This is a genomic window from Streptomyces sp. NPDC006309 (assembly GCF_040613095.1).
Lineage (GTDB): Bacteria > Actinomycetota > Actinomycetes > Streptomycetales > Streptomycetaceae > Streptomyces.
In genome coordinates, this window is sequence record NZ_JBEXRO010000057.1 from 1 (window position 1) to 5,238 (window position 5,238).

General features: G+C 75.4%; 1 protein-coding gene. It reads left to right on the plus strand.

What is annotated here, in order from left to right:
- Positions 1-5,238: beta-ketoacyl synthase N-terminal-like domain-containing protein (locus ABZ117_RS34080; RefSeq protein ID WP_356826664.1), on the plus strand; the 5,238-nt coding region annotated here is incomplete at both ends.

Here is a 5,238-nt window from a genome sequence, read left to right on the forward strand (position 1 = left end):
CAACTGCTGGACTCCATCCCGGCCGAGCACCCCCTGACGGGCGTGGTCCACACCGCGGGCGTCCTGGACGACGGCGTGATCGGCGCCCTCACCCCCGAACGGATGGCGGGCGTCTTCGCCCCCAAGGCCGGCGCCGCCGCCCACCTGGACGAGCTGACCCGCACCCTGGACCTCACCGCGTTCGCCGTCTACTCCTCCGGCGCCGGCCTGTTCGGCTCGGCCGGCCAGGGCAGCTACGCCGCCGCCAACGCCTACCTCGACGGCCTGATGGCCCGCCGCCGCGCCGCCGGCCTGCCCGCGGTGTCCCTGGCCTGGGGTCTGTGGGAGCAGAGCACCGGCCTGACCGCCCACCTCAGCGACACCGACCAGGCCCGTATGAGCCGGGGCGGCGTCCGCGCCCTGACCCCCGACGAGGGCCTCGCCCTCTTCGACGCGGCCCTGAACACGGGCGAGGCACTCCTCGTCCCCATCAAACTGGACCTGCGGGCCGCCCGCGCCGACGCCGCCGCCGGCGGCGCCGTGCAGCCCCTGATGCGCGGCCTGATCCGCGTCACCCGGCAGGCCGCCCGGACCGCCGCCGCGGACCGCACCGGCGGCGGCCTGGCCGACCGGCTCGCCGGACTCGCCCCCGACGAGCAGGAAGCGCTGCTCCTCGACGTCGTACGCGGCCAGGTCGCGGCCGTCCTCGGCCACGCGGGCGCCGACCAGGTCAGGGCGGACAAGGCGTTCAAGGACGCCGGCTTCGACTCCCTCACCTCCGTGGAACTGCGCAACCGCGTCCGCGAGGCCACCGGCCTGACCCTGCCGACCACCGTCGTCTTCGACTACCCGACCCCGCTCGCCCTCGCCCGCCATCTGCACAGCCACTTCGGCCACGTCACCGCGGCACCCGCCGGCCCGGAACCGGCCGTCGCCGCGGCCGACCCCGGCGAGCCGATCGCCATCGTCGGCATGGCCTGCCGGCTGCCCGGCGGCGTCACCGGTCCCGAGGACCTCTGGCGGCTGGTGGCGGAGGGACGGGACGCGATGTCCGGCTTCCCGTCCGACCGCGGCTGGGACCTGGAGGGCCTGTTCGACTCCGACCCGGGACGCGTCGGCACCTCGTACGTCGACCAGGGCGGCTTCCTCCACGACGCCGGCCTGTTCGACGCGGGCTTCTTCGGTATCTCGCCGCGTGAGGCCCTGGCGATGGACCCGCAGCAGCGGCTCCTGCTGGAGACCTCCTGGGAGGCGCTGGAGCGGGCCGGTATCGACCCGACCTCCCTGAAGGGCACCGACGTCGGCGTGTTCTCCGGCGTGATGACCCAGGGCTACGGCTTCGGCGGCGAACTCCCCCCGGAGCTGGCCGGGTTCACCGCGACCGGCTCGGCGGGCAGCGTGGCCTCCGGCCGGGTGTCGTACGTCTTCGGCCTCGAGGGCCCCGCCGTGACCGTGGACACCGCGTGCTCCTCGTCGCTGGTCGCCCTGCACCTCGCGGCTCAGGCGCTGCGCAACGGAGAGTGCTCCATGGCCCTCGCCGGCGGCGCGACCGTCCTCGCCAACCCGTACACGTTCGTGGAGTTCTCCCGCCAGCAGGCCCTCTCGCCCGACGGCCGGTGCAAGGCCTTCGCGGACGGCGCGGACGGCACCGGCTGGGCCGAGGGCGCGGGTGTCGTCGTACTGGAGCGGCTGTCGGAGGCGCGCCGCAAGGGCCACCAGGTCCTGGCCGTCGTACGCGGCAGCGCCGTCAACCAGGACGGCGCCTCCAACGGGCTCACAGCCCCCAACGGACCCTCCCAGCAGCGGGTGATCCGCAAGGCGCTGGCGAACGCCGGTCTCTCGGTGTCCGAGGTGGACGCCGTCGAAGCGCACGGCACGGGAACGGTGCTCGGTGACCCGATCGAGGCGCAGGCCCTGCTCGCCACCTACGGGCAGGACCGCGCGGAGCCGCTGTGGATCGGGTCGGTGAAGTCCAACCTCGGCCACGCCCAGGCCGCGGCCGGTGTCGCCGGCGTCATCAAGACCGTCGAGGCACTGCGGCACGCGGTGCTGCCCCCCACCCTCCACGTCGACCAGCCGTCGACCGAGGTCGACTGGTCGGCGGGCGCGGTGGAGATCCTCACCGAGGCCCGGGCCTGGCCGGACACCGGCCGCCCGCGCCGCGCCGGCGTCTCCGCCTTCGGCGTCAGCGGCACCAACGCCCACGTCATCCTGGAGCAGGCACCCGAGGAGGAGCCGGCCGCGAAGCCGGTCACCCCCGCCGACGGTGTGCTGCCGCTGGTGGTGTCGGCCCGCGGCGCCGACGCGCTGGCCGGACAGGCCGGACGGCTCGCCGAGTTCCTCGGCGGCACCGACGCCCCGACGGCGGCCGTCGCCGGAGCGCTCGTCTCCCGGCGGGCCGCGCTCCCCGAACGGGCCGTGGTCGTCGCCGGCTCGCGCGAGGAGGCGGTGGCCGGGCTCGCGGCACTGGCGGCCGGCGAGTCGTCGCCGGCCGTGGTCACCGGCACGGAGAGCAGTGGTGGCACGGTCGTCGTGTTCCCCGGACAGGGCTCCCAACGCCTGGGCATGGGACGCGAGTTGTACGACCGTTACCCGGTGTTCGCCCGCGCCTTCGACGAGGCCTGCGCCGCGCTCGACGCACAGCTGGCCGGCTGGGCGGACCACCCCGTCAAGGACGTGGTGTTCGGCGAGGTCGGCAACGCCGGCGCCGGGCTGCTGGACCAGACCGTCTTCACGCAGGCGGGTCTGTTCGCGGTGGAGTCGGCCCTGTTCCGGCTGGTGGAGTCGTGGGGTGTGCGGCCGGACGTGGTGGCCGGGCATTCGATCGGCGAGGTCGTCGCCGCGCATGTCGCCGGGGTGCTGTCGCTGACGGACGCGGCGGCGCTGGTCGCCGCTCGCGGCCGGTTGATGCAGGCCCTGGCACCGGTCGGCGCGATGGTCGCGGTGGCCGCGACCGAGGCGGAGGTCGCCGAGCACTTGGGCTCGGGTGTGGATCTGGCGGCGGTGAACGCGCCCGGCTCGGTGGTGCTCTCCGGTGACGAGGAAGCCGTCACGGCCGTCGCCGAGAAGATCCGCGAACAGGGCCGCCGGGTCAAGCGGCTGACCGTCTCGCACGCCTTCCACTCGGCGCTGATGGAGCCGATGCTCGCCGAGTTCGGCGAGGTGCTGTCGGGGCTGACCTGGAACGAGCCGGCCATCCCCGTCGTCTCGAACGTGACCGGAAAGCTGGCCGAGCCCGGCCAGTTGACCGACCCCGCCTACTGGGTCGACCACGTCCGCCGCCCGGTCCGCTTCGCCGACGGCATCGCCGCGTCGGGCGGGTCGGTCTTCCTGGAACTCGGCCCCGGCGGCGCCCTGACCGGCGCGATCGCGCAGTCGGCCGGCGACGACGCGGTCAGCGTGCCCGCCCTGCGCGACGACCGCGGAGAGGCCCAGACCCTCCTGCTGTCCGTAGCGGAACTGTTCGTGCGCGGCGCGAAGGTGGACTGGGCGGCCGTCCTCCCCGAGGGTGCCACCGACGCCCGCGTGGACCTGCCGACGTACGCCTTCGACCACCGCCACTACTGGCTGCGGACAGCACCCGCCACCGACGCGGTCGCCCTGGGCCAGGGCACGGCGGACCACCCCATGCTGGGCGCGGTGGTGGAGGTGCCGGAGACCGGCGGGGTGTTGTTCACCTCCCGGCTCTCCCTGCGCACCCATCCCTGGCTCGCCGACCACGCCGTGGGAGGCGTGGTCCTCGTGCCCGGCACCGGCCTGGTCGAGCTGGCCGTGCGGGCCGGTGACGAGGTCGGCTGCGGGGTGCTGGACGAACTCGTCATCGAGGCCCCGCTGGTTGTTCCCGAGCAGGGTGGTGTCCGGGTCCAGGTCGCCGTCGGCGGACCGGACGACAGCGGACTGCGGACCGTCGCCGTCTACTCGGCCCGGGAGAACACCACCGGCGAGGTCGGCTCCGACGCCTGGACCCGGCACGCCACCGGCACCGTGACGGCGTCGGCGGCGGACACCCCCGCCTTCGACACCACGGTCTGGCCGCCCGCCGGAGCCGAACCGGTCGACCTCGACATCACCGCCTTCTACGCCGGCCTGCTGAGCCACGGCTACGCCTACGGCCCGGCGTTCCAGGGGCTGCGCGCCGTGTGGCGGCGCGGCGAGGAGATCTTCGCCGAGGTCGCCCTGCCGGACGAGCGGCGCGACGAGGCGGCGCGGTTCGGCCTCCACCCGGCCCTGCTCGACGCGGCCCTGCACACGGACGCCTTCGCCCAGCCGGACGACGGGCACAACGTCCTGCCGTTCTCGTGGACCGGACTGGAGCTGCACGCCGCCGGCGCCGCCTCCCTCCGGGTACGGATCACGCCCCGCGGAACGGACGTGCTGTCCCTCGTCGCGGCCGACGAGAACGGCGGTCTCGTCCTGACCGTCGACTCGGTGACCTTCCGGCCGGTGGACGTCGGACAGCTCGACGCCGCCGCGTCGGCCGGCGAGGACCGCGACGCCCTGTTCACCGTGGCCTGGACCGACCTGCCCGCAACGGCCAGGACAGCGGAGACGGCACCCGCATGGGCGCGGGTCACCACCGCGGCCGACGTGACCGCGCTGAACAGCGAGCTGTCCGAGGCCGCCGTCCTGGACCTCCGGGGCACCGGCGACGACGACGAGGAGGCACTGACCCGGACCGCCGCCGCCCTGGAGGTCGTCCAGGCGTGGCTCGCCGACGAGGACGCCGAGGACGCGCGGCTGCTGGTGGTCACCCGGGGCGCGGTGCCCGCGGGCGGCGACAGCGCGGTGACGGACCCGGCCGGCGCGGCGGTCTGGGGCCTGATCCGCGCGGCCCAGGCCGAGAACCCGGACCGGATCGTCCTGCTCGACCTGGACCCGGCCACCGACCCGGCCACCGACGACCCGTCCGACGGCCTCCTCGCCACCGTCCTCGCCTCCGGGGAACCGCAGGTGGCGGTGCGCGGTGCGGCCCTGTCGGTGCCGCGCCTGGTGCGGGCCGAGCCGACGGCGGGCGAGCCGGCCGACGGTGGGCAGGCCGTGGCGTTCCGTCCGGAGGGCACGGTCCTGGTCACGGGGGGTACCGGTTCGCTCGGCGCGCTGGTCGCCCGCCACCTGGTGGTACGCCACGGGGTGCGGCACCTGGTGCTGGCCAGCCGGCGCGGTGCGGAGGCCGGGGGTGCCACGGAGCTGGTGGCCGAACTGTCGGAGCTGGGCGCCGAGTCGGTGTCCCTGCGGGCCGCCGACGTGTCCGACCGTACG